This window comes from Facklamia hominis CCUG 36813, assembly GCF_000301035.1.
Classification (GTDB): domain Bacteria; phylum Bacillota; class Bacilli; order Lactobacillales; family Aerococcaceae; genus Facklamia; species Facklamia hominis.
In genome coordinates this window covers 692393-714992 of sequence record NZ_JH932292.1, presented here as the reverse complement: position 1 = coordinate 714992, position 22600 = coordinate 692393, and the positions used below count along the sequence as shown (strand labels likewise).

The window sequence follows — 22600 nt, the reverse complement described above, 5'->3', positions numbered from 1 at the left end:
TAAAAGTTAATTAGTCGCGGTATGTTTAATCTAATTTAAGTTCGATTTGATAACTTGGCCAAGCTTTTTGGAAGAGGAAGCGGCCTTGGCGGATAGAGGCCAGGCATTCTACCCGTCTTCTTTGGGCATCGAAGGCTGAATCAGCATCGAGGACAATGAAGTTAGCCGGTTTACCCGGTTCAAGGCCATATTCCGCTTCAAGTCCCATGAGTTTGGCACCGTTATAAGTGATAAGGTCTAAGTTATGGTCGAAGTCGCTTTCGCGCATTAATTGGCTAGCATGAATTCCATTGTCGAGAATATTCATCATGTTACCAGAGCCTGCAGGATACCATAAGTCAACAATCGAATCTTGTCCGAAGGCGACATTAATTTGATTATCGACAAACTCCTTAACACGAGTTAAACCACGCCGCTTTGGATAGGTATCTTGACGACCTTGAAGGAAAAGATTCTCTGTTGGGCAAGCTACAAAATTAATTCCTGATTGTTTGAAGAGCCCCATCATACGAAAGGCATAGGAATCATTGGCAGAGCCAAAGGAACAAGTATGAGAGGCAGTGGTCAGGCGACCATAGCCTTGTTTAAGGGCTTGGGCATTTAGTAGCTCTAAGAACCGAGCTTGGTCGTCATCCGTTTCATCACAATGGACATCAATGAGCTTATTGTACTTAATAGCCAATCGAACAATTTCTTTGATTGAAGCTTCTCCATCTTCTCGGCACCATTCATTGTGAGGGATTCCGCCGACACAGTCTGCTCCGAGTTGAAGGGCTTCTTCAACTAAATCTCGACCCGTCTTTCCAGCTTCACAATAGGAGTACATGCCATTTTGAGGGAAGGCAACGACTTGAATCGTTACTAGGTCTTTTAATTCTTCTCGGATAGCAATGGCTGCCTTGATACCTGTCAGATTAGGATCGGTACAGTCTGTTTGAGCTCGGATATATTGGGTACCGTAGGATACAACATCTTTAATGGATTGTTTCATTCGAGCTTTCATTTCCTCGTAGCTGGTCCCTTTTTTATAATTATTCCATAAGTCGATGGCTTCAAATAAGGTACCAGACTCGTTTTTCACTTTTGGATCCTGCCCGGTAAAATAATAGTCTAGGTGCAGATGCGAATCCACATAAGGGGGAATGACAAAGCGTCCTTTTAAATCAACCACTTCATCAGCTTCTTGTAAATCTTTCCCAAAAGCTTGGAATTTGCCATCTTTGACAAGGATTTCCTGGGCTTGAGGGTGTCCATAGATATGCGCATTGATATATTTTGTAGACATAGCTTACCTCCGTTTCTTTTATTTTATGATAGCTCAAGATGAAGGGGATCTCAAGCGGATCTCCACTTAAAAAAATGATATAATATCAGAAATAACTGAGAAGGAGTGGATCTATGACTGTTCAATTAAGACCCTTTAGATCAACTGATCTTGAGGCACTCTGGCAGCTAGGTTTTTCACAAGCCGATCCAGCATGGACCAAGACGAATGCCCCTTATTTTGAAGAATATCAAGCTTATTCGGATTCAAAAACATTTATCGAAAGTGATTTAGCAAAATTTTTCTTAAGTTCCAATGTTCAGGCTGTTTTTTATCAAGGGGGAATTGGTTGGTATGGTTTCTCGCTATTGGGAAAGCCAAAAAACGCGTTGGATGGAAGTGGGGATTGTGATTTATGCCGATGGCCTGTGGTCAAAAGGAATTGGCACTCAAGCCCTGACGAAGTGGGTTGGTCAGACTTTTGAAGCCTTTCCTAGCATTAATCATATCGGCTTAACGACTTGGTCGGGTAATCCAGCGATGATGGCTTTGGCAGGTAAGATTGGTTTCAAAGAAGAAGGTCGCATTCGTCAAGTGCGTTATTGGAAAGGTTATTACTATGACAGTATGAAGTATGGTGTATTAAGGTCGGAATGGAAATTTTAATAAGGAGTTGAAGTAAAATGGATTTGTATCAAGCAGTGGTTGATAAATTAGCGGAATTATCAATGGATTATCAAATCGTAGAACATCCACCAGCATTAACCACTGAAGAAGCCGATTCCTATATTGAAGGTATTGAAGGGGTTCGGACTAAGACCATGTTTTTAACCAACCGCAAGAAGACGGCTTATTATTTGTTAATTATGGACGATAAAAAGCGTCTAGACATGGATCTTTTTAAGGAGCTGGTAGGGGAGAAGAAAATTCGTATGGCTTCAGAGGAGTCTTTGATGGAAAAGATGCATCTACCGGCTGGAGTGGTTTCTCCCTTTGGGCTATTGAATAATGAAGAGCATGACATCAAGGTATATATTGACCAAGAAATTATGGATCAATCTAGAATGTCTTTTCACCCCAATACCAATGAGAAAACAATCTTTATAGCAAGGCAGGACCTGCTTGATTTCTTAGAATCAATTGGACATCCTGCTCATATTATTGAACTTTAGTCGAATGAGTAAGGAGTAAGTGTATGTCGAATGAACGTGAAGGCTTAGATATTTTAGTAACTTTTGATGCGGGCTATGTTGGTCCTTTTAAGACCCTAGCAAAATCTCTAGCATTGACGAATAGTCATTTTGCGATTCGTTTTTGGTTTCTGCATGACCAAATGGACGAGTATCTGTTAGAGGATTTAAAAGTCTTCTGTCAAGGGTTGGGCTGTCTTTGGCAGGATATTTCATTAGAAGAACAGGTCTTTTCAGGTTCAAAGACCACCGATCGTTATCCAATTGCCATGTATTATCGCTTGTTGGCAGGAGATTTTCTACCTAAATCTTTGAAGCGAGTCTTATATTTAGATCCGGATATCCTAGTGATTAACCCCCTAGACGCCTTATGGAAAATGGATCTTCAAGGTAAGATCTTTGCAGCGGCTTCGCATAATGGCATTTTGAACTTGTCAAAGGGTGTTAATAATGTTCGCCTTAAGACAGACCATGCATTTTTTAATACGGGTGTACTATTAATGGACTTAGATCGAATGCGGCTAGAGGTGAAGCAAGCAGCTATTTTTGATTTGATTGAATCAAAAGACCAGGAACTCATCTATCCGGACCAAGATGTGTTTAATATTCTTTATGGTAAGCATTCGTTGGAAATCGATGATACTTTGTGGAATTTTGATCCTCGTTTTTATCCCATTTATCTTTTGCGAAGTGGGGGAGATAATGACTTGTCTTGGGTGATGGATCATACGGCTATCCTCCATTTTTGTGGTCGTAAGAAGCCTTGGCTTGATTCCGGTTATAATTACTTTACAGGGCTATACAAGCATTATCAAAAGCTGCCTTTGCCTTCACACTATGTGCAATTCAAAGGCGACGACAGCCATTAATGCGTAAGCGGTAGCCTTTTCGCTGGCGTATAAAAATTAAGTCAATAGGTTATGATTTTCCAATCTGAAAATGTATTTCAAATACAGAACCCTTCCTCTGCTGTGGCGGACCGCCTAGAGCCTTCAATAAATGATTACTTTGGGTGAGAAAGCCATGGCCTTTTACTGGCTAATAAAAAAATCCAATCCTACAGCAGTGGTGGACCGCCAGGAGCCTTCTAAGGAAGTCTCCTTGGCTCAGCTGGCTACTCAAAGTCTAAGCGCTAAAGCGCCAAGCCTTTGATGTGCGCCAACTGTCCTTTGACCACGGCTGTGGGATTGGTTTTTTTATTGCCTGTTTTAAGGCTATAGCTTAACGGTCGAACATAATGTTAAACCTGTCTGCTAAGAAACAAATCTTAGATTATTTTTAAAATATTTATATAAGAAAAGTAACTCATTTAATAAATAGAATAAGATTTTGTTTTATTAGAAATTTAAGTCTATAACGGTCAGTATTAAGGTCGGCTCAAAACAATTGGAATTATTGATATAATTTTCATTTTAAAAAAGAGTTGTTGAATATATTCAAACATCAATGATATTCATTTTAATAAAGTATTTTTTAAAAGTGTTTTGATACCAGGACTCACTAGCAACTTAGAGTCTTTTGTGATCGCAATAAATTCGATTCCTTCTTTTTGAGCAAGCGGGGCTTGATTGGTGAAATCAACAAATAGTCTCGTTGACCATATTTCTGCCTGTAGTGATTGGGGACTGAGAACGGAGACGCTCGCCAAAGGACTGTCGCTTGGATAGCCAGTGTTTGAGTCGAGGATATGATGACGTTCAATATGTGTTTGAGGGTCAAGGAAATGACGTTCATAAATCCCACTGGTCACCAGGCTTTGATCATTGAGGGGCAGTGCCATCAACCACTGCCCCCGATTTTTTTTAGGGTCTTGGATACCGACGTGCCAATGACCGTCCGGATGATCGACATTTCCCGCTAAGGCGAGTAGATTTCCTCCTAGATCGATGAGGCCAGATCGAACCCCTTTTTGAATCCAGTATTTTTTAAGTAGATCGGCAAAATAGCCCTTAGCGACCCCTCCTAAATCCAAACTCATTCCTTTTTTTCTGAGGAAGACAGATTGGTCTTTTGAATTGAGTTCAATGTCTTGGGGAGACAACAAAGTAAGACATTTTTTAAGGGTAGACGGTGAAGGGCTGGTTTGACCACCAAATCCAATTTTCCATTGTTTAACAAGCGGGCCAATGGCAATATTCAAGCATCTTTGGCTATCAATGCTGGCTTTCTTGCTAATCTTAATTAAATCATAGAGATCTGCTTCAACCTGAACAGGATGCTGTCCTGCTGCTTGATTGATTTTTTGTAAAGAACTGAACTGACCAAAAGCCGTAAAACGTTGAGCTAGATCTAAGAGAAAGGCCTGGCTTTCCTTTAATAATTGGTCTGCTTGGGGATGTATTAAGCTCAAACGGATCTGAGTGGCCATAGCCAGGAATTCAAGGGTTTGGTATGAGCTAGTCATCATTTTTCCTCAAAGAAGCAGCTGGGTCGGCAATGATGCAGACGCATTCTGGTGCAGGGATGGTGGAATAGAGAAAGTGTAAGCTTCCATTTTGTGGATGACGCTTAAAAACAGATAAAAACTCAGAATCTTGATGGGGAACGAGTAGATAATCTTCTGTTTGACTAAGACAACAATCCCTCGGAATTTGACCATGGCTAGGGATGGTTTGAATACACTTCAACTGGCCGGTTCTTTGATTTACTGCATAAACGGTAATTTGGTTGATAAATCGCGAGGACACATATAAAAAACGTCCATCTTGGCTTAATTTGATGGCGGCACCGCTAGCTTCTTGTTGATTTACTTTCTCACTAATCAGGATATTTGGATAGGAGTCGACCCATTCAAGTTGTCCGTCGAGTTGGATTCTTAGGAATGCGGTTGTATTGGCTAACTCATTAACCAAGTATCCCCATTTCCCGTTATGATGAATCACTAAATGACGGGGACCACTGCCAGCTGGAGTGGATAGATGTTGTTTAAGAGTTAAGTCGCCCAGAGAATCGATGCGATAGGATAAGATTTCATCACCACCGAGATTACAGACGTAGAGCCAATTTTGATCGCTACTTAAACTAGCGCAGTGGATACGTGATTGATCTTGCGCTGGGAGTAGGGATCTTTTATGGTGGTTTAGGGTTTGGCGATGGTGCAGTTGGCATTGATCATCAAAATGATAGTGATCGAGGGTGCCTAGATGATAATTTGAAAGATAGAGACTCCGTGAAGCTTCCCGGTAACAGATATGACAAGCTGAGACTTGGCTGGTTAAGCATCGGTCGACTTCTTGAAAGCTGCCATCAGTCTGGCGTTGATAGGCGATTACGCCGCTTAGAGGCTGATCTTTAATGATTGAGAAGAGGAATCTTCCATCCTGTGACAGGCAGAGATAGGTGGGACTATTTAACTCGGCAATCTGACGCCGGCTATGAGTCGTATTTTTTGAAAAATCAAGAATAGTTAACTGAGAAATTCCTTTGTTGGTTAGACGGGTGTATCCGCCAAGAATGAAGTTTTCCATGTTTACCTCCTAAAAATGATGACGGTGACTTTAGCATTTTCTAACGGTTTTCAAATCGACTCTTCATCCCCACTTATGTTAGAATGAGATTGATTAAATTTATAAGAAGGGGTGCCCTATGAATTCAAAACAACACACCCAATCCAAGACCCCTTGGAAAAGGCCGATCGTAGAGAATCGATTATTTATGAATTTATTAATGCTTTTATTGGTTCTCTTAGTTTTGTTTGTTTTTACTAAGATCGCCTATCTTTTTGAACCAGTATGGATCTTTTTTCAATTTTTTGCTTTTCCTTTTGTAGCAACGGGGATTTTCTATTATCTATTTTCGCCGATTGTGGTTAAATTATCAAGACGTGGTATGAACCGCCATTTGGCGATCTGGTTGATCTATGTAAGTGTTATTCTCTTGGCTATTTGGGGGGTAGCGACTTTAGTACCGATTGTTCAATCACAGACTCGGTCCTTTATGGACAACTTACCTAGCTACCTTCATTCGCTGAACAGCATTTTAGAGAGAAATCCGCTCCTGCCGGACTTAGAGACGACTTACCCGAGTCTGGCCCACCAGCTCGATCAGTTGGATATTAATCGTTTTATTCAGGATGTTCAGCCCTTGGTATCAACGACCTTTGGTGGTTTAACTAACGTTCTAGGAACTGTCTCAACGGTGGTAGCAGGCTTAGTAACGATACCGGTCTTGCTCTATTATATGCTCTTAGAAGGCTACCACTTAATTCCAACTATTCTTTATTTTGTGCCGAATAAATATCGATCGACCGTTAAAACGATCATTTACCAATCGCATTATCAAGTCGGACGTTATATTCGAGGACAGATCCTGGTTGCGATCGTTGTCGGTTTAATGTTTGCATTTGGTTTTTCGGTGATTGGATTAGATTATTCGATTACACTCGGGCTTTTAGCCATGGTATTAAATGTGGTGCCTTATATTGGATCGATCTTGGCAGCGGTGCCGGCCTTGATTATCGGCCTAACCGTTTCACCTTTTATGTTTATAAAAGTCGTGATGGTCTTAGCTATTGAGAACTTTATTGAAGGGCGTTTAGTGCAACCACATATCCTGGGATCTAATTTGAAAATTCATCCTGTAACGATTCTTCTGGTTCTCTTAGGAGCTGGCCGTTTGTTTGGTTTAACGGGAGTGATCTTAGGAGTACCTGCTTTTGCGGTGATTAAAGTTGTTTTTACAGAGCTTTATCAAATTTATCGCGACCGTTCGTCCTTATATAAAGATGACGATATCAAAGATTCGCAAAAATATGACTCAAAAAGGACGTTGGAAGAGGAAACTGGTCAATTTAAACCAGATTCCCAAAAAGAATCGGTGACAGATGATCAACTTGATAACTAAGAGAGGAGCTTAGTAATGGGTGTGTTAATCAATGGACTCGTGATAATTGTGTTTAGTATGGTAGGCTTGCTGTTAAGAGGTGGTATTGAACCTAGAATACACGAACGGTTAATGCAAGGGATCGCTCTTTGTATCTTAACGATTGGAATTCAAGGAACGATAAGTGGAAAAAATACCGTGGTAATGATTCTTTCCATGATTGTAGGAACATATATCGGAGAACGCATTGATATCGATAAGGCGGTTACCAACGGTATTCATTTTTTGGAGCTTAAGTTCGTTGGTCCAAAGAAGGGGCCAGGGGATAATCAATTTGGACAGGCCTTTATATCAGCGGTGATGATCTTCTGTATCGGATCCATGGCAATCTTAGGTTCCCTGCAAGCTGGGCTTCAAGGGGATAATACAACGCTTTATACGAAGTCTATTTTGGACGGAATCACTGCGCTATTATTAGCTTCCTCATTAGGGGTGGGTGTGGCTTTTTCTTCAATCCCAGTAGTGATTGTTGAAGGATGCATCATGTTAATGGCCCAGGTGTTAGCTCCCATTCTATCAGAAGCGGTTGTTACGGAAATTGTATCTGTAGGTTCGCTCTTATTGATTGCATTGGCATTGAATATCATGAACGTGACCAATTTCAAGGTATTGAATCATATTCCAGCTATGTTGCTGCCGCCAGTTTTTATTTATCTACTAAGCTTTTTAATGTAAGTATAAGCAGATTATGACTTTAACGGATCGATTATAAAAATCAATCCTATAGGCTGTTGCATGTCAATCAGAAAATTGACTCCAAAACTGACTTCTCCATCTGTTGTGGCAGACTAACCAGAGTTTTCAATAGAATTACTTTAGGTGGGGAGGCTAAGACCTTTTACTGGCTGATAAAAATTAAATCCAATCCCACAACTGTGGTGGACCGCCAGGAGCCTTCTCAGGAAGTCTCCTTGGCTCAGCTGGCCACTCAAAGCCTAAGCGCTAAAGCGCCAAGACTATGATGTGCGCCAGCTGTCCTTTGACCACGGCTGTGGGATTGGTTTATTTTTATCGCTTGTTTTAAGGATATCGCTTAATTACTTGATAGATGGCATAACCGTATGATTAAAGAAAGTCAATTCTGAGGAATTCTTATAAATATCTAAAATGAATAGTACCCAGTTTAATAAATTGGATAAATCTTTTATTATCTTAAAAATTTAAGATCAGGATTGTCAAATTAAGGCTAGCTTTTATAAACTACCCTAACAAATAGAATTATTTATATCGTTTTCACTCTTTAAAAGAGAGAGGTTAAGTATATTCAATCGTCAATGAGACTCATTTCTTTAATGACTGACCGGCTAATCTTAGAGCTTTTTGAGTATTGGCAAAATGCAATTTGGCTGTTTTTTCAAGCGCTTCGGGTCCATAATCCCTAATTAATTGGGCGGCCATTTGGTCGACTGATTGGCTAGCCCCCGAAGGAAGCACACAGTTGTATGGGGCGCCCAACTTCTCCAAGGATTGTAAAAAATAATCGCGAGCAATAATCGAAGCACAGGCCACACTCAGATGCAGCGATTCTGCTTTTTTAGCAAAAAAGGTCTTACCTGGATAGATGGATTGTCCTTGTTTTTCGAGATGTTGGTAATAATTTCTTTCGGGCGTAAATTGATCAATTAAGGCTCCGTCCAGATCTGCTTGATCTTTTGTCGATAGTTTTTGATAGCAAGCGTTCAGGGTATAATTATGAGCGATCGCCTTAATTGCATTGGCATTGTAATTTTGTGTTAATTGGTTATATTTGTTGGGATTAATGATCGTTAGATGGAAACAAACTTGGTCCTGGATTTGACGAGAGAGTGATTGGATCTTGGCATCAGTTAAATTTTTCGAATCTTGAATACCTAAGTCTTTTAAAGTTTGGATTTGGGTTTGATTTAGATAAACAGCACAGACTGTGAGTGCCCCGAAATAGGAACCATTTCCCACTTCATCAGAGCCAATCAGATTAAGACCTTGATAATGGTTGGTTGGTTTTGGTTTGGAAGGGGGGCTTTTTTTCAGATGAGAGCTTTCAATCTGGTCGCTACTTTGCCATTTATGAGCCTCTTCTTCGGCACGACTGCCTTGGAAGAGGACCTTTCCGGAATGATAGGCAGTGATGATAGTACCGTTGATGCGTAGGCGGTAGTAGGCGTGTGGAACCTTCTCTATCTTGGCTTGTGGATAGTGATCCGCTAGGGATTGGATCGCTTCAGCAGTCATTTTTAGGGTGATAGATGACATCGTTTATCTCCTTTAAATTATTCATTAATTTGTTCATAAGTATCATAAGTGAGTCGGGCAAAAGGTGCAAGTTGCCTGAACTTTTGGTAAACTATGCCTATGAATCTAATCGATAAAAGGGAGTTGCTTATGCAAGAGCAAATGCGTTATAAAGCCCGAATTGGGGGTAAAGAATATACCATTTTAGCCAAACAAACACCTGCTCATATGGATGCGGTGATATCTTTAGTCAATCAGCAGTTAGATCAATTAGAATTATTGGATCCTAGCTTGAGTGTTGAGGATCGGGCGATTTTGATGGCGGTCAACGCTTTGTCGGATCAAATTATTAAGGAAAAGCGAATTTATCAATTGGAGGAAGCCTTAGGGCTTCAATCAGAGACTCTTAAGCAAGATTCATAAGGAGGATGGGCATGTTTTCATTGTTGGTGATCATTATATTAGCCTTAGCTTTTTATGCCGGTTATCGTAGGGGTTTGGTTATGCAAGCAGTGCGGTTGATTGGCTATCTAATCAGTTTTGTCTTGGCAAATTTTTATTTTCAACCGCTCAGTCATTGGTTAGAAATGTTCATTCCCTTTCCAGCCGTTCGTGCAGATACTAATCTAGCCTTGTATTCTGAAGCGGAAAGCTTTTTTGTGGATCAGATTTTCTATCGTTGCTTGACCTTTCTATTAATTTGGTTGATTGGTTGGTTGTTAACGAATCTCATGTCGAGTTTTTTAACCAAATTGTCCTACTACAGTGTTTTAAATATCGTTAATCGTTTGCTAGGTGGGGCGATTAATTTTTTAGTAGCTTATTTTATTGTTTTCATGGTGTTATTCTTGCTATCCTTAATGCCAATCGAGTTTATCCAACAGCAGTTTGTTAATCATCCTTTGCTTTTTTGGATAGTGGATGCTACACCATTGTTAGCTGATTATGTCCGTCATTTAGGTTTAGTTTAGGAGGAAGGGGGAGTCTATGATTCAAGAACGCAGTCTAAATAAATTGGATTTTCCAAAAATTACTCACCATCTAGCAGGCCTCACTCGAACTCAAATGGCTAAAAATAGGGTTTTGAATTTGCATCCAAGTGGTGACTTGGAACAGATTCGTCGTTGGCAGGAAGAAGTGAGTCAGGCTCGTCAAATTCAGGATCAAGGTAAGTCGATTCCGATTCCACGTTTGGAAGAATTAGGCATGGCTTTTAAGCGATTGGAGATTGAAGCTAGCTTGAATGGTCGAGAATTGGCACAGATTGGCCAATTACTATCAACGGTTAGCCAAGTTAAGCATTTTTTTGATCAAGAAGCCGAAGAGGATCGGATTTATCCCGCCTTATCCTTCTGGGCAGATCAGTGCACTGTCTTATCACAGGTGCAGTTGCGGATTGATCAAACAGTCAGTGAGGATGGCACCGTTTTATCGTCCGCCTCGAGCGAACTGGCTCGGATCCGCCGTCAACAAGGACAAACCGAGAACCAAATTCGGACGCAATTGAATCAGTTGCTGAAGTCAAAAGCCAACATTCTCTCCGATGCCCTTATTACTATTCGTAATGATCGCTATGTTTTGCCGGTTAAAGCAGACTTTAGAGGGCAGTTAGCAGGGAACATTCATGACCAGTCCGCTACCGGTCAAACGATTTATGTGGAACCACAAGCAGTGATTGATCTCAATAATCGATTGTCCAGTCTTTATTCCCAAGAAAAGGCCGAGATTGAGCGATTACTCTATGAGATCAGTTTGGAGCTCATTCCTTATCTGGATGCTTTAAAAGGGAATCAAACGGTGATCGGTCAATTGGATTTTATCCAAGCGAAGGCAGAATATGGTAAAGAGCTTCAAGCAACGACGCCACAGTTTTCGAAGGAGAATCAAGTGGCGCTATGGCAGGCTCGTCATCCCTTAGTAGACCCTGATCAAGTTGTCGCTAATGATATTTTGATTGGTGAGACTTATCGTGTGATGCTCATTACCGGCCCAAATACCGGGGGAAAGACGATTGTCCTGAAGACGATTGGACTCATTCAATTAATGGGGCAGGCGGGTCTTCAGGTTCCCTGTCAAGAAGGCAGTCAATTAGGAGTTTTTGACCAAATCTTTGCAGATATCGGGGATGAACAGTCGATTGAGCAGAACTTATCGACCTTCTCTAGTCATATGACAAATATCGTATCTATTATTGAGTCGGCGACTTATCAGTCCTTGATTCTGTTTGATGAGTTAGGTTCTGGAACAGATCCTCAAGAAGGTGCCGCCTTGGCAATGGCTATCCTAGATCATCTGCGCAAGATTGGAGCCGTTATTCTTGCGACAACCCATTACCCAGAACTTAAGGTTTATGGCCATAAGACTCCCAAAACGATTAACGCTGCCATGGAATTCGATGTGGACAGCTTGTCACCGACTTATCATCTGATGATTGGAGTTCCCGGACGATCTAACGCTTTAGAGATATCGCGTCGCTTAGGCTTGGATCCGAGTATTCTAGATCAAGCCAAGCAGGGAATTTCCCAGGACAGTCATTCACTGAATGAGATGGTGGCCAAGTTAGAACGTGAACGACGCGAAGCTTCGACCAAAAATCAGCAAGCTCAGGACCTATTGGATCAGTCGGCTAGTCTATTAGCGGATCTAAGAACCGAATACGACCGTTATCTCCATCAAAAAGCCGACCTCATTGAAAAAGCTAAGCGCCAAGCCAATGAGAAAGTTGCCGAGACGCAAAAGCAAGCCGAAGCGATCTTGCAAGAAATCCGCGATCTTCAACTGGTTCAAGGACAGAATCACACTATTAAAGAGTCTGTCTTAATTGATAAAAAATCGGCTTTGGATCATTTAAAACAAGCTGAGGATTTGCGAAAAAATAAAGTCTTAAAAAAGGCAAAAAATCAACGTCGTCTTAAAGTGGGCGATGATGTCGAAGTGCTACCCTATAGTCAAAGGGGGACTATTGTAGCCATTGATAAGGAACAATATTTAGTCCAAATGGGCATCCTAAAGATGACATTCTCAGAAGCCGACTTGAAGTTGTTGACGAAAGTTGACCGTAAGGAAAAAATCAATCTTCACCGTCAGGCGGGTTCTAAGGTTAAAACGACACTCGACTTACGAGGTGAACGGTATGATTTGGCGATGAAGCGACTCACTCAATACCTGGATCAAGCTCTCTTATCCAACCATCCGATGGTGACCATTATTCATGGAAAGGGGACAGGAGCACTCAGATCAGGGGTCCAAAAGGCTCTGGAGAAGCATCCCCAAGTTGACCACTTTGAATATTCTCCGGCCAATGCTGGTGGAAATGGTTCAACTCAAGTCTATTTCAAGTAGCGGTGAGCATAATAATTTTTTTATCAAGTAAGTGTACTATAATTAAACATATAGGAAGGGAGCGAATGACATGGTAAAATCTATTACAGATAATGAATTCAATACGGAAACAAACGAAGGGTTGGTCTTGGTTGATTTTTGGGCTCCTTGGTGCGGTCCTTGTCGAATGCAATCACCCGTTGTGGATCAACTCGCTGAAGAAATGGAAGGACAAGTCGAATTCTTCAAGATGAATGTTGATGAAGAAACAAAGGTCGCTTCAGAATTTGGCATTATGTCGATTCCAACCATGATTGTTAAAAAAGAGGGTCAAGTTGTCGAAAAACTGGTTGGCTTTCATGATAAAGCCCGTTTAGAAAAAGTTTTACAAGGCCATCTCTAATCATATAGGACCTTGTTAATTTTTAAGGATCTTTCAATAAAATTTTAGCATGCCTAAGAAGGACTCGCTATTCAAAGAGGTAGGGTCACCTCAAACCCTATCTCTTTTATTTTGACATTTTAAGGTAAAAAGCGCATAATTTATGATAATTAGCTAAACAAAAGGAGAAAATTATGAAAATAGGTCTCGTTAAAGAATTGAAAGAAAATGAAGCACGGGTGGGGCTAACTCCTGCCAATGTTCAAGAACTTTGTCAGATGGGACATCAAGTTCTTGTTGAAAGCCATGCTGGAGATGGGTCTGGCTTCATGGATGAAGATTACCGTCAAGCCGGAGCGTCGATCTGCTTAGATCCCGCTCAAGTCTGGCAAGCTCAAATGGTGGTTAAGGTGAAAGAACCGCTTCCGAGTGAATACCAATATTTCTATAAGGGGTTGATTCTATTCACCTACCTTCACTTAGCGCCAGAATATGAATTGACACAGACTCTACTGGAAAAAGGAGTCATTGGAGTAGCCTATGAGACCATGGAATTAGGACACCTTCTTCCCTTGTTAACGCCTATGTCCGAGGTGGCAGGTCGGATGGCCGTCCAAATTGGAGCGGGTCTTTTAGAAAAGGTCAATGGTGGTCCTGGTATTCTTTTAGGAGGGGTACCCGGGGTAAAACGGGCGAATGTAACGGTTATTGGTGGAGGTGTGGTTGGCTTCAATGCGGCTAAATTAGCCTACGGCTTGGGAGCCAATGTGACGATTATTGATATTAATCCACAACGCTTGGCAGAAATCGAAAATATCCTAGGTAATGGTGTTCAAACCTTAATGTCTAATGCGATCAATATTGAACGAGCTGTGACCGATTCGGATCTGGTGATTGGCTCGGTGCTGTTAGCCGGTCGACGAGCTCCGATGTTAGTCAAAGAATCAACCATCAAGGAGATGCGCCCAGGATCTGTCCTCATTGATATTGCTGTCGACCAAGGGGGTAACTTTGAAACGACTCATCCAACGAGCCACCAAGCTCCTACTTATACTAAGCATGGAGTGATTCATTATGCGGTGGCGAATATGCCTGGAGCTGTTCCACGAACATCTACCCTTGCCTTAACCAATGCGAGCTTTTATTATGCTAAGCAAATGGCTGAACTGGGTATTGAAGAAGCTGCTCGCCAAAATGAAACCATTGCGACTGGAATCAATACCTATCGGGGTTATTTGACTTCTAAGGCAGTAGCGCAATCGCAAGATAGAGAATTTACGCCTTTAATGGATTGTCTCCAATAAAAGACAGATTAGACCGGTGAAGATCATTGTCGTTACCGGTTTTTGCAGAAATTGATCATGTCAAAGCTTGGATAAGCCCTTAAAATGATAATAGTAGTTTATGAGGAAAGGGTAAATATTTAGTTAGCGAAAGGTCAAAGCACGTTTTACAATTTATAAGAAATTGAATATAATATAATTAAACCTTTGAAAACAATGTTTGTGTTAAAATGAGACCTTTTACACACACTCTCAAAGGCAATCCTATTAATGATAGAGGCTAGTCAAGGTGCGGGCTTCACTTTATGGGATGATACATTTAATAAGGAGGCGATGTTATGTCACTCAAAGATGTGACCCCGAATGGCTCAGAGTCAATGCTCAATCGACTTAAGCGTTCAAGTTTTAAAATTCGTTATTTATACCTTGCCCTAGTGATTTTAGCTGGACTGTATTACTATATGGCGCTACCTGCCTTTCACTATGCATCCATGGACTTTTGGCTCTTTATTGGCTTGATTGCCTTAGCGGTGATCGGTATTGAGAGCCTGGTTGAAATGCAAGAGAATTGGCAAAAAATAAGGAATAAAAATAAATTTCAGACCATGAATTTAAGCTTTAGCCAATTAAAAAAATTTCGACTCTTAGCTTATTTAGCAGGGACCTTAGCAATAGTGGCGATCGTCTCAAATCTTGTTTTCTCACCCTTTTTTATGGCTAAGCGCTATGCCAACTTGTTGCAACCGCAAGTCGTGAATTTTCAAGAAGACTTCCCCCAAGTAGACCTGAATCAGGTACCTTTGGTGGACCGAGATACAGCGATTCGTCTAGGTAATCGTCGTTTAGGATCACTAACCGACTTAGTATCGCAATTTGAAGTTTCGGAAGAATACACACAAATTAATATTAATGCCAAGCCCTACCGGGTGACTCCCTTGAAGTATGCCGGTTTCTTTAAATGGGTCAATAATTTTAGGAAGGGGATCCCACATTATTTACAAGTGGATAATGTGACGGGCGAAGTCCAAGTTCAAACCCCTTCTAAGCCGATCAAATATTCCTATGCGGATCATTTTAATCGGTATATCTTACGGCATCTACGCTTTAAATATCCTTTCAAAATGTTTGAACGACCCTCTTTTGAAGTGGATGATCAAGGCACGCCATATTATATAGCAACAACCTATGGTCGCAACTTTTTCTTAAGAGAGCCTGAACCACGTGGCTTAATCATTGTTAATGCCATGACAGGGGAAGACCATTATTATAAGATTGATCAGGTTCCAGATTGGGTTGATCGGGTCTACGGTGCAGATCTTGTCATGCATCAATTGGAGTTGAATGGAAAGTACCATAAGGGATTCTGGAATAACCTCTTTGCTAAAGAGGGCGTGACGCGTCCTTCAGAAGGTTATAACTACCTACCAATGCAAGATGATCTTTATCTGTATACGGGGGTGACTTCCGTTTCGGCGGATGAATCGAATATTGGATTCGTCTTAGTGAATCTACGGACTAAGGAAGCGAAGATGTATCCTCTATCTGCAGCAGAAGAACTGTCAGCCATGGAATCGGCCGAAGGATCTGTTCAGGAGAAAGGCTACAAGGCGACTTTCCCATTATTGATTAACCTTCAGGGTCGCCCAATGTATATATTGACCTTGAAAGATTCATCAGGCTTAATTAAGAGCTATGCCTTAGTAGATGTTCAGAACTATCAGAATGTTTATGTCGCCAATTCAATGAAGCAACTTATTAGTCAATACGCTCAAGATCATACGATTGATGTTAAAGCGGCTAATCTTGCAGACCTTAAAGAGATTAAGGCTGATCTCGACCAAATTCAAGCAGTCGTTAAAGAGGGACAAACGATTTATTACTTCATGGTTGATGGACAGGTCTATCAAGCGGATATCAGTCTCAATCCTTACTTACCTTTTGTAGAATCAGGAGATCCCGTTCGCTTCCAAGTGGATGGCCAAGGTCAGGTCCAATCGATGGATCTAAGCGAACGATTTGGTAAGAAAGCTAGTCCTCAAGTGGTTGAAGAGGCCTCAAAAGAAGTTTCGCCAAGTTCTGAGGACCCGTTGGTCGAATAGTTAAAGATAGAAAGGAAAATACGATGCTAGAAGTAAAACACTTATCCAAGTCCTTTGGATCGGTTCAAGCCGTTAATGATGTATCTTTTACCATTGAGCCGGGTACCATAATGGGATTTATTGGGCCCAATGGATCGGGAAAGACAACTGTTTTTCGAATGATTCTTGATTTTTTAACTCCAGAAAAAGGGGGACAAGTCCTTTGGGATAATCAAGTGATTGGAAAGGGAATTTATAACCTTGTGGGTTATCTGCCTGAAGAGCGGGGATTATATGAAAAGATGACCATCGAGGACCAGATTGTTTATTTTGCGAGTCTTCGTGGTATGAAGCATAAAGAGATTCTTGATCAGATTGACGAATGGATGGAAAAATTTGCCGTTAAGGGTCAACGCAAGGATAAAATTAACACCCTATCTAAGGGGAACCAGCAGAAGGTGCAGTTGATTTCAACCTTGATTCATCGGCCGAAATTGGTGATCTTAGACGAGCCATTTTCAGGCTTGGACCCGGTGAATGCAGATCTTCTCAAGCAAGGTATTCTAGAATTAAAAGCCGGAGGTTCGTCCATTATTTTCTCAAGTCACAATATGAATAATGTGTCGGAAATATGTGACAAATTAACCATGATTGTCAACGGTAATCAGGTCTTATATGGCAATGTCAATGAGGTTCGAAATAGTTTTGGGCGTACCAAGCTCTACGTGGAAAGTGATCAGTGGACGAAAGAAAGCTTGAGCCAACTCGAGGGAGTCAAGCAAGTCCTTGAAACTCAACCTGAGCACTTTACCCTCTATTTGGCGGATGAATCCTATGGGCCTGCCTTATTTGATCAAATTACTAAAGGCAAATATATTCGTCAATTTGCTCAGCAACCACCGACCTTAGAAGAAATCTTTAAACAGAAAGCGGGGGAGTTTATTCATGGATAAAATGTGGTTAGTTGCAAGAGAGGTTTATCGTAAGAATATCAAATCCTGGGCTTTTTTCTGGATGATTTTTGGGCCGATAATTATGGGCTTGGTGATTGCAGCAATTGCCTTCTTTATCTATAAGGATCAATCGACTTCTTCAGTTGGAGAAATCGGTATTGTGTCCGATAATTCAGAGTTAATTACAGCCATTAAAGCCATTGACGATGATAATTACTATCAATTTGATTTATCACAAGACCAGGCACGCAAAGAATTGGAAGACAAGGAATTGGATGGCTATCTTGTCACCCAGGAATCAGAGGGGCGTTTATCCGCAAAATTCTACCAATTGAATGATGGAAAGAATATTGCCACGGGCCAATTTGAGAAGATCTTATCGGATATAAACCTGCAGGCAACCATTCAACGATTGGATCTTGATCAATCAGCCATGCAACAAATTCAAGATACGCAAGTCCATTTAGAGACCATTAATCTTTCTAAGGATAAGGCTGGAAATGTGGAAGAAATCTCTAAGGATGACCCGATTCAATTTGCTAAGTTAGGCTTTGCTTACTTAACGAGTATCATTGTCTTCATGTTCATCATGGCCTATGTGACCATGGTGTCTCAAGAGATTGCGGCTGAAAAAGGTTCACGGATTATGGAGATCGTCTTGTCATCCATCTCTCCGATGGCTCATTTCTTTGGCAAGTTGTTAGGGATTTTCCTAGTGATCTTGACACAGATTTTCATCTATATGGTTTTAACTGGTTTGGTCTATTATGTAGTGGGATTATTCCTAGCTGGACAATTTGGTCAGTCAGCGGTGCTTACGAATATCCAGACTGAACTGGGGGCTGTTTCAGGAGAGTCAGTGGATATCAATAACCTAATTGGGCCTTTCATTTCAAGTATTAAGCCGATGATTACTTATTCCATGTTGTTTGCCCTACTTGGAGTCTTTGTTTACTTGGTCATTGCCGCCTTCCTGGGATCTTTAGTTTCCCGGGTGGAAGATGTGAATAAGATGATCTCGCCAATTAGTTTAATTGGGGTTGCTGGCTTTTACATTGCCATGTATGCCTTAAACTCTCCGAATTCAAGCATTGTAAAAATTAGCTCTTTTATTCCACTCTTTTCACCATTTATCATGCCTTTCCGAATTGCAACCGATACTGTTTCAACGGGAGCGATTTGGGGAGCCATTGGAACGATTGGGATCTTTTTGATACTCTGTTTATGGATTTCATCGGTGTTCTACAAGTCGAATACCCTGGTATATTCTGACAAGGGATTGATTGGAACACTCAAACAATCGATTTCGATTTGGCGCAATGAAAAGCGCGTGAAGGAATAAAGGTTAAGATTCTATTTTATGGGTTGATAATTATAACCATGATATTAGAAATATGAAGTTCGAATCTAAAGATTTAATCTTAAAAACTGACCATTTCTCTTTGCTGTGCTAGACTGTCTAGAGCTTCTTTCATAGTCTCACTAGCTTAAGGGATTAATAATGGTAGAGTTATAAGCCTTTCTACTGGCTGATAAAATTAAATCCAATAGGTTGTAATTTTCAAATCCGAAAATTTATTTCAAAAACTGAACTCTTTTTTCTGCTGTGGCGGACCGCCTAGAGCCTCTTTCAGAGTCTCGCCGGCTCAAGGGGCTACTCAAAGGCTAGGCGCTAAAGCGCCAAGCCTTTGATGTGTGCCCCTTGTCCAAATGCCATGGCAGAGGAAGGGTTCTTTTTTTCACAAATTTTCAGATTAGAATTAAGATTAGGCTAATCGTTTTTGTGAGAATAGAAATAACCTATTAAAGATAATCAGTTTCTATAATCCAAAAAAATACTTTATTAAAATGAGTATCATTGATGAATGAATATATATATCAATTTTTTTAAAATGAAAATTATATATAATTTCATTTGATGTTGTATTTTATAAAAGCTAGCCTTAAAATTTACACCTTAATCTTAGATTATTAATATAATGAAAGATTTATCCAATTTATTAAACTGGGTACTATTCATTTTATATATTTATAAAAATGCCTCAGAATTGACTTTTTATAATCATTCAGTTATGCCGTCTATCAAGTAGTTAAGCTATAGCCTTAAAACAGGCGATAAAAATAAACAATCCCACAGCCGTGGTCAAAGGACAGCTGACGCACATCAAAGCTTTGGCGCTTTAGCGCTTAGGCTTTGAGTAGCCAGCTGAGCCAAGGAGACTTCCTTAGAAGGCTCCTGGCGGCCCACCACAGTTGTGGGATTGGATTAAATTTTTATCAGCCAGTGAAAAGGCCCTTACTTTCTTATCTAAAGGGGACTCTAGGCGGTCTGCTACAGCAGAGGGAAGAGTTGATTTTTTGAAATAAATTTTTAAATGGGTATACAAGAAAACCCAAAAACTTGCAGGATCTAAGGATTATCTGCCCTTTAAAAATCTTCCCGCATTAAAGTCGCTTAATAGTCAGGAAATATGTTAAAATAAAGGATGAATGTGAGGTTATATTATGCGAGATTTGCCCATCGGTTTTATCGATTCTGGTTTTGGAGGATTAACCGTCGTTAAACAAAGTCTAAAACAACTCCCCAATGAATCGATCATCTACCTTGGGGATAATGCGCGCTGCCCTTACGGCGTTCGCTCTCTATCCCAGGTTAAAGAATTCATCTATCAATTGACCGACTTTCTCTTAACTAAAGGAATAAAAATGTTGGTTATCGCCTGCAATACAGGCACAGCGGCTGCCTTAGCTGACTTGAAGCACGATCTTTCCATTCCAGTGGTTGGTGTGATTGATGCTGGGAGTCGAGCAGCCATTCGGGTGACACAGAATAATCATATTGGCGTGATTGCAACACCCGCAACCATTGAAAGCCAGGCCTATCCGAATAAAATTCACGAAAAATCCAATCAAGTACAAGTCGATAGTTTAGCTTGTCCTACCTTTGTAGATGTAGTTGAGAAGGGGACTTTAAAGGGGCAAGACTTGGAAGATCATATCCAAGAAACCCTGCAGCCTCTTTTAGAACTAGGGATTGATAGTTTGGTATTAGGGTGTACCCATTATCCTCATCTCTATGAAAGCATTCAAAAAGTGGCAGGTCCTCAGGTAGCTTTGATTGACTCCGGGGTGGAGACCATTAACCAGGTATCCACACTTTTAGATTATTTCAAGTTGAGTCGAACAGTGGCTGATAATAAACGCTTAGCCGCCCAACAAGCTTATTACACAACCGGAGATCCTCAAGTTTTTAGCCAAGTGGCGCGAACTTGGTTGAAGGATCAAACCATACAGATTCAATCCTGCACCATTCAAGGAGGTCAGATCTATGAAGTTGTTGATCGCTAGTCATAACCCAGGAAAAGTCCAAGAATTTAAAGAATTATTTGCTCCCTTTGATTTACAGATTACCTCCCTTTTGGATTATCCAGATATTCCAGAAGTGGAGGAGACGGGGACGACGTTTGAAGCCAATGCCCGTTTAAAGGCGGAGACCATTGCAGAAAGGCTCCATTGCTTGGTGCTATCGGATGATTCAGGTTTATGTGTACCTGTCTTAAAGGGAGCTCCAGGAGTCTATTCAGCACGCTATGCAGGTTTAGCTGTTAAGAGTGATCAAGCCAATCGTGATAAACTCTTAAATGAAATGGTGCCTTACGAAGGTAAAGATCGCCAGGCATATTTTATGACCTGTATTGTTGTTGCCTATCCTAATCATCCTTCCTTAGTGGTTCATGGAAGAGCGGATGGAATGATTACCTATGAAGAGTTGGGTGATCATGGTTTTGGCTATGATTCTCTTTTTTATTATCCAGAAAGTGAAAAAACCTTTGCCCAGATGTCTGCTCAAGAAAAAAACCAAGTTTCTCATCGTTCAAGAGCAGTAAGTGCGTTGTTTAAGGAGTTTGCGGCTTGGTTAGAAGGTGTCAGAGCATGAAGGTATTGATTCTATCTGATAATCATGGTCATTATGAATTGGTTCATTCATTAGTAGATCAATTTAGACCGGAAGTGGACTATATTTGTCACTGTGGTGACTCAGAATTTAAAGCCGAGGATCCTATCTGGCAAGAGGTGGACGCTTATGTTGCGGGGAATATGGACTTTGATCCAGCTTATCCTAGTCAGTCATTACTAGATACTGATCAAGGACGGATCTTAGTCGTCCATGGTCATCGCCACCAAGTGAATCATCATAAATATCATCTCATTGAAGATGCTCAGACCTTAGGGGCACGGATGGTTTTCCATGGGCATACCCATAAGCTCTATGCTCGAATAGAAGAAGGCATCCTCCTAGTCAATCCGGGATCCTTGGCCCAATCTAGAGGCCCAGTCGCTGAACGAACTTTTGCACTGGCGGAGATTGATTCCAAGCAAGCGATGATTCATTTCTATCGTTACGATGGTCAGGAGTTGCCCCAACTAACTTGTATGTTAGATTTTAGTGAAGGAGTAAGTGATGATTGATAAAAAGATTCAAAGCCTTATTATGGATCAAGTGAAAGACTTAATGATCCCTGCTGAAAATGTGGCTTATGTGTTTGATTTTAATAGCTTATATCATGCGCTTTTAGTCTTGACTCAAGTGGCTTATACAATGATTCCAGTCGTTAATAAAGAAGGGAAGATTTGTGGGTTGGTGTCAACGAACCAGATTATTCAAGCTTCGATCACGACGGATCAGATCGATTTTAAGATGATTGAGCAGCTAACCCTCAATCAAATTGAACTTCGCCAAGCGGAGTATGTGACTTTGCAGGATAATTTAGAGACCATTCTTCATAAGTTGATGACCAATAACTTTTTGTGTGTGGTGGATTCAAAGGACCAGCAGGGATTTATTGGGATTATTACCCGTAATGCCCTCCTAAAACGAATTAACGCCTTTCTTCATAGCAATCTGCTTAATGATTGGCTTAAGAATCAAGAAGATCTTCCTTCATTGGATGAACCGCTAAAGACGATCCCAAAAGATTAAGATTCGGGAAGCCTTTGCATTTGAGTAATCTTGAAGAAAGTGGTATATTTAACTTA

General features: G+C 40.8%; 21 protein-coding genes. 17 read left to right on the top strand and 4 right to left on the bottom strand.

The window, feature by feature from the left end; all coding sequences use genetic code 11:
• Positions 1 to 25: 25 nt before the first annotated feature.
• Positions 26 to 1285 (bottom strand): amidohydrolase family protein, encoded by a 1260-nt coding sequence (locus HMPREF9706_RS03085; RefSeq protein WP_006907914.1) that lies wholly within the window; start codon positions 1283 to 1285, stop codon positions 26 to 28.
• A 333-nt stretch (positions 1286 to 1618) separates the two neighbouring features.
• On the opposite strand from HMPREF9706_RS03085, the gene HMPREF9706_RS09245 reads away from it, so the two are divergent.
• The 3 genes from HMPREF9706_RS09245 to HMPREF9706_RS03070 are packed head-to-tail and all read left to right on the top strand — an operon-like array spanning position 1619 to position 3323.
• On the top strand, positions 1619 to 1930 hold the full coding sequence (locus HMPREF9706_RS09245; protein WP_006907913.1) for a GNAT family N-acetyltransferase: 312 nt from the start codon (positions 1619 to 1621) through the stop codon (positions 1928 to 1930).
• 17 nt (positions 1931 to 1947) lie between these two features.
• A complete protein-coding gene (locus HMPREF9706_RS03075) occupies positions 1948 to 2436 on the top strand; it encodes a prolyl-tRNA synthetase associated domain-containing protein (RefSeq protein ID WP_006907912.1) in 489 nt (162 codons plus the stop codon).
• Positions 2437 to 2459: 23 nt separating this feature from the next.
• Positions 2460 to 3323, top strand: coding sequence for a glycosyltransferase family 8 protein (locus HMPREF9706_RS03070; protein ID WP_006907911.1), 864 nt, complete (start codon positions 2460 to 2462; stop codon positions 3321 to 3323).
• 584 nt (positions 3324 to 3907) lie between these two features.
• Here HMPREF9706_RS03070 and HMPREF9706_RS03065 read toward each other — a convergent pair.
• Together HMPREF9706_RS03065 and HMPREF9706_RS03060 are read right to left on the bottom strand one after the other, a co-directional pair.
• Positions 3908 to 4858, bottom strand: coding sequence for an FAD:protein FMN transferase (locus HMPREF9706_RS03065; RefSeq protein ID WP_006907910.1), 951 nt, complete (start codon positions 4856 to 4858; stop codon positions 3908 to 3910).
• Positions 4851 to 5921, bottom strand: coding sequence for a lactonase family protein (locus HMPREF9706_RS03060; RefSeq protein ID WP_006907909.1), 1071 nt, complete (start codon positions 5919 to 5921; stop codon positions 4851 to 4853). Before HMPREF9706_RS03060 ends, HMPREF9706_RS03065 begins: the two co-directional genes overlap by 8 nt.
• Before the next feature lie 118 nt (positions 5922 to 6039).
• On the opposite strand from HMPREF9706_RS03060, the gene HMPREF9706_RS03055 reads away from it, so the two are divergent.
• Both HMPREF9706_RS03055 and HMPREF9706_RS03050 read left to right on the top strand, forming a co-directional pair.
• Positions 6040 to 7296: an AI-2E family transporter gene (locus HMPREF9706_RS03055; RefSeq protein ID WP_006907908.1), complete on the top strand. Its 1257-nt coding sequence runs from the start codon at positions 6040 to 6042 to the stop codon at positions 7294 to 7296.
• Positions 7297 to 7311: 15 nt separating this feature from the next.
• Positions 7312 to 8010: a DUF554 domain-containing protein gene (locus HMPREF9706_RS03050; RefSeq protein ID WP_006907907.1), complete on the top strand. Its 699-nt coding sequence runs from the start codon at positions 7312 to 7314 to the stop codon at positions 8008 to 8010.
• Between the two features lie 606 nt (positions 8011 to 8616).
• On the opposite strand, the gene rnhC is transcribed toward HMPREF9706_RS03050, so the two are convergent.
• Positions 8617 to 9567: a ribonuclease HIII gene (rnhC, locus tag HMPREF9706_RS03045; RefSeq protein ID WP_006907906.1), complete on the bottom strand. Its 951-nt coding sequence runs from the start codon at positions 9565 to 9567 to the stop codon at positions 8617 to 8619.
• Positions 9568 to 9696: 129 nt separating this feature from the next.
• Between rnhC and zapA the strand changes: the two genes are divergently transcribed.
• The 12 genes from zapA (at position 9697) to cbpB (ending at position 22544) form a co-directional block, all read left to right on the top strand.
• Positions 9697 to 9969: a cell division protein ZapA gene (gene zapA, locus HMPREF9706_RS03040; protein WP_006907905.1), complete on the top strand. Its 273-nt coding sequence runs from the start codon at positions 9697 to 9699 to the stop codon at positions 9967 to 9969.
• 11 nt (positions 9970 to 9980) lie between these two features.
• A complete protein-coding gene (locus HMPREF9706_RS03035; RefSeq protein WP_006907904.1) occupies positions 9981 to 10517 on the top strand; it encodes a CvpA family protein in 537 nt (178 codons plus the stop codon).
• 16 nt (positions 10518 to 10533) lie between these two features.
• The gene (locus tag HMPREF9706_RS03030) at positions 10534 to 12888 is read left to right on the top strand and encodes an endonuclease MutS2 (RefSeq protein WP_006907903.1); all 2355 of its coding nucleotides are present in this window, start codon (positions 10534 to 10536) and stop codon (positions 12886 to 12888) included.
• 70 nt (positions 12889 to 12958) lie between these two features.
• The gene (gene trxA / locus HMPREF9706_RS03025) at positions 12959 to 13270 is read left to right on the top strand and encodes a thioredoxin (protein ID WP_006907902.1); all 312 of its coding nucleotides are present in this window, start codon (positions 12959 to 12961) and stop codon (positions 13268 to 13270) included.
• A gap of 173 nt (positions 13271 to 13443) precedes the next feature.
• Positions 13444 to 14553 carry an alanine dehydrogenase gene (gene ald, locus HMPREF9706_RS03020; protein WP_006907901.1) on the top strand — a complete coding sequence of 370 codons (1110 nt, stop codon included), beginning with the start codon at positions 13444 to 13446 and terminating at the stop codon, positions 14551 to 14553.
• 317 nt (positions 14554 to 14870) lie between these two features.
• Entirely contained in the window at positions 14871 to 16631 is a 1761-nt protein-coding gene (locus HMPREF9706_RS03015) for a hypothetical protein (RefSeq protein WP_006907900.1), read from the top strand.
• 23 nt (positions 16632 to 16654) lie between these two features.
• On the top strand, positions 16655 to 17563 hold the full coding sequence (locus HMPREF9706_RS03010; protein ID WP_006907899.1) for an ABC transporter ATP-binding protein: 909 nt from the start codon (positions 16655 to 16657) through the stop codon (positions 17561 to 17563).
• Positions 17556 to 18905 (top strand): ABC transporter permease, encoded by a 1350-nt coding sequence (locus HMPREF9706_RS03005; RefSeq protein WP_006907898.1) that lies wholly within the window; start codon positions 17556 to 17558, stop codon positions 18903 to 18905. Before HMPREF9706_RS03010 ends, HMPREF9706_RS03005 begins: the two co-directional genes overlap by 8 nt.
• Before the next feature lie 1163 nt (positions 18906 to 20068).
• Positions 20069 to 20911 (top strand): glutamate racemase, encoded by an 843-nt coding sequence (gene racE, locus HMPREF9706_RS03000; protein WP_006907897.1) that lies wholly within the window; start codon positions 20069 to 20071, stop codon positions 20909 to 20911.
• Positions 20892 to 21500, top strand: a complete 609-nt coding sequence (locus HMPREF9706_RS02995) for an XTP/dITP diphosphatase (protein ID WP_006907896.1) — start codon at positions 20892 to 20894, stop codon at positions 21498 to 21500. Before racE ends, HMPREF9706_RS02995 begins: the two co-directional genes overlap by 20 nt.
• A complete protein-coding gene (locus HMPREF9706_RS02990; RefSeq protein WP_006907895.1) occupies positions 21497 to 22033 on the top strand; it encodes a metallophosphoesterase family protein in 537 nt (178 codons plus the stop codon). The genes HMPREF9706_RS02995 and HMPREF9706_RS02990 overlap by 4 nt, the downstream gene beginning before the upstream one ends.
• On the top strand, positions 22026 to 22544 hold the full coding sequence (cbpB, locus tag HMPREF9706_RS02985) for a cyclic-di-AMP-binding protein CbpB (protein ID WP_006907894.1): 519 nt from the start codon (positions 22026 to 22028) through the stop codon (positions 22542 to 22544). Before HMPREF9706_RS02990 ends, cbpB begins: the two co-directional genes overlap by 8 nt.
• The last annotated feature ends 56 nt before the right edge of the window (positions 22545 to 22600 follow it).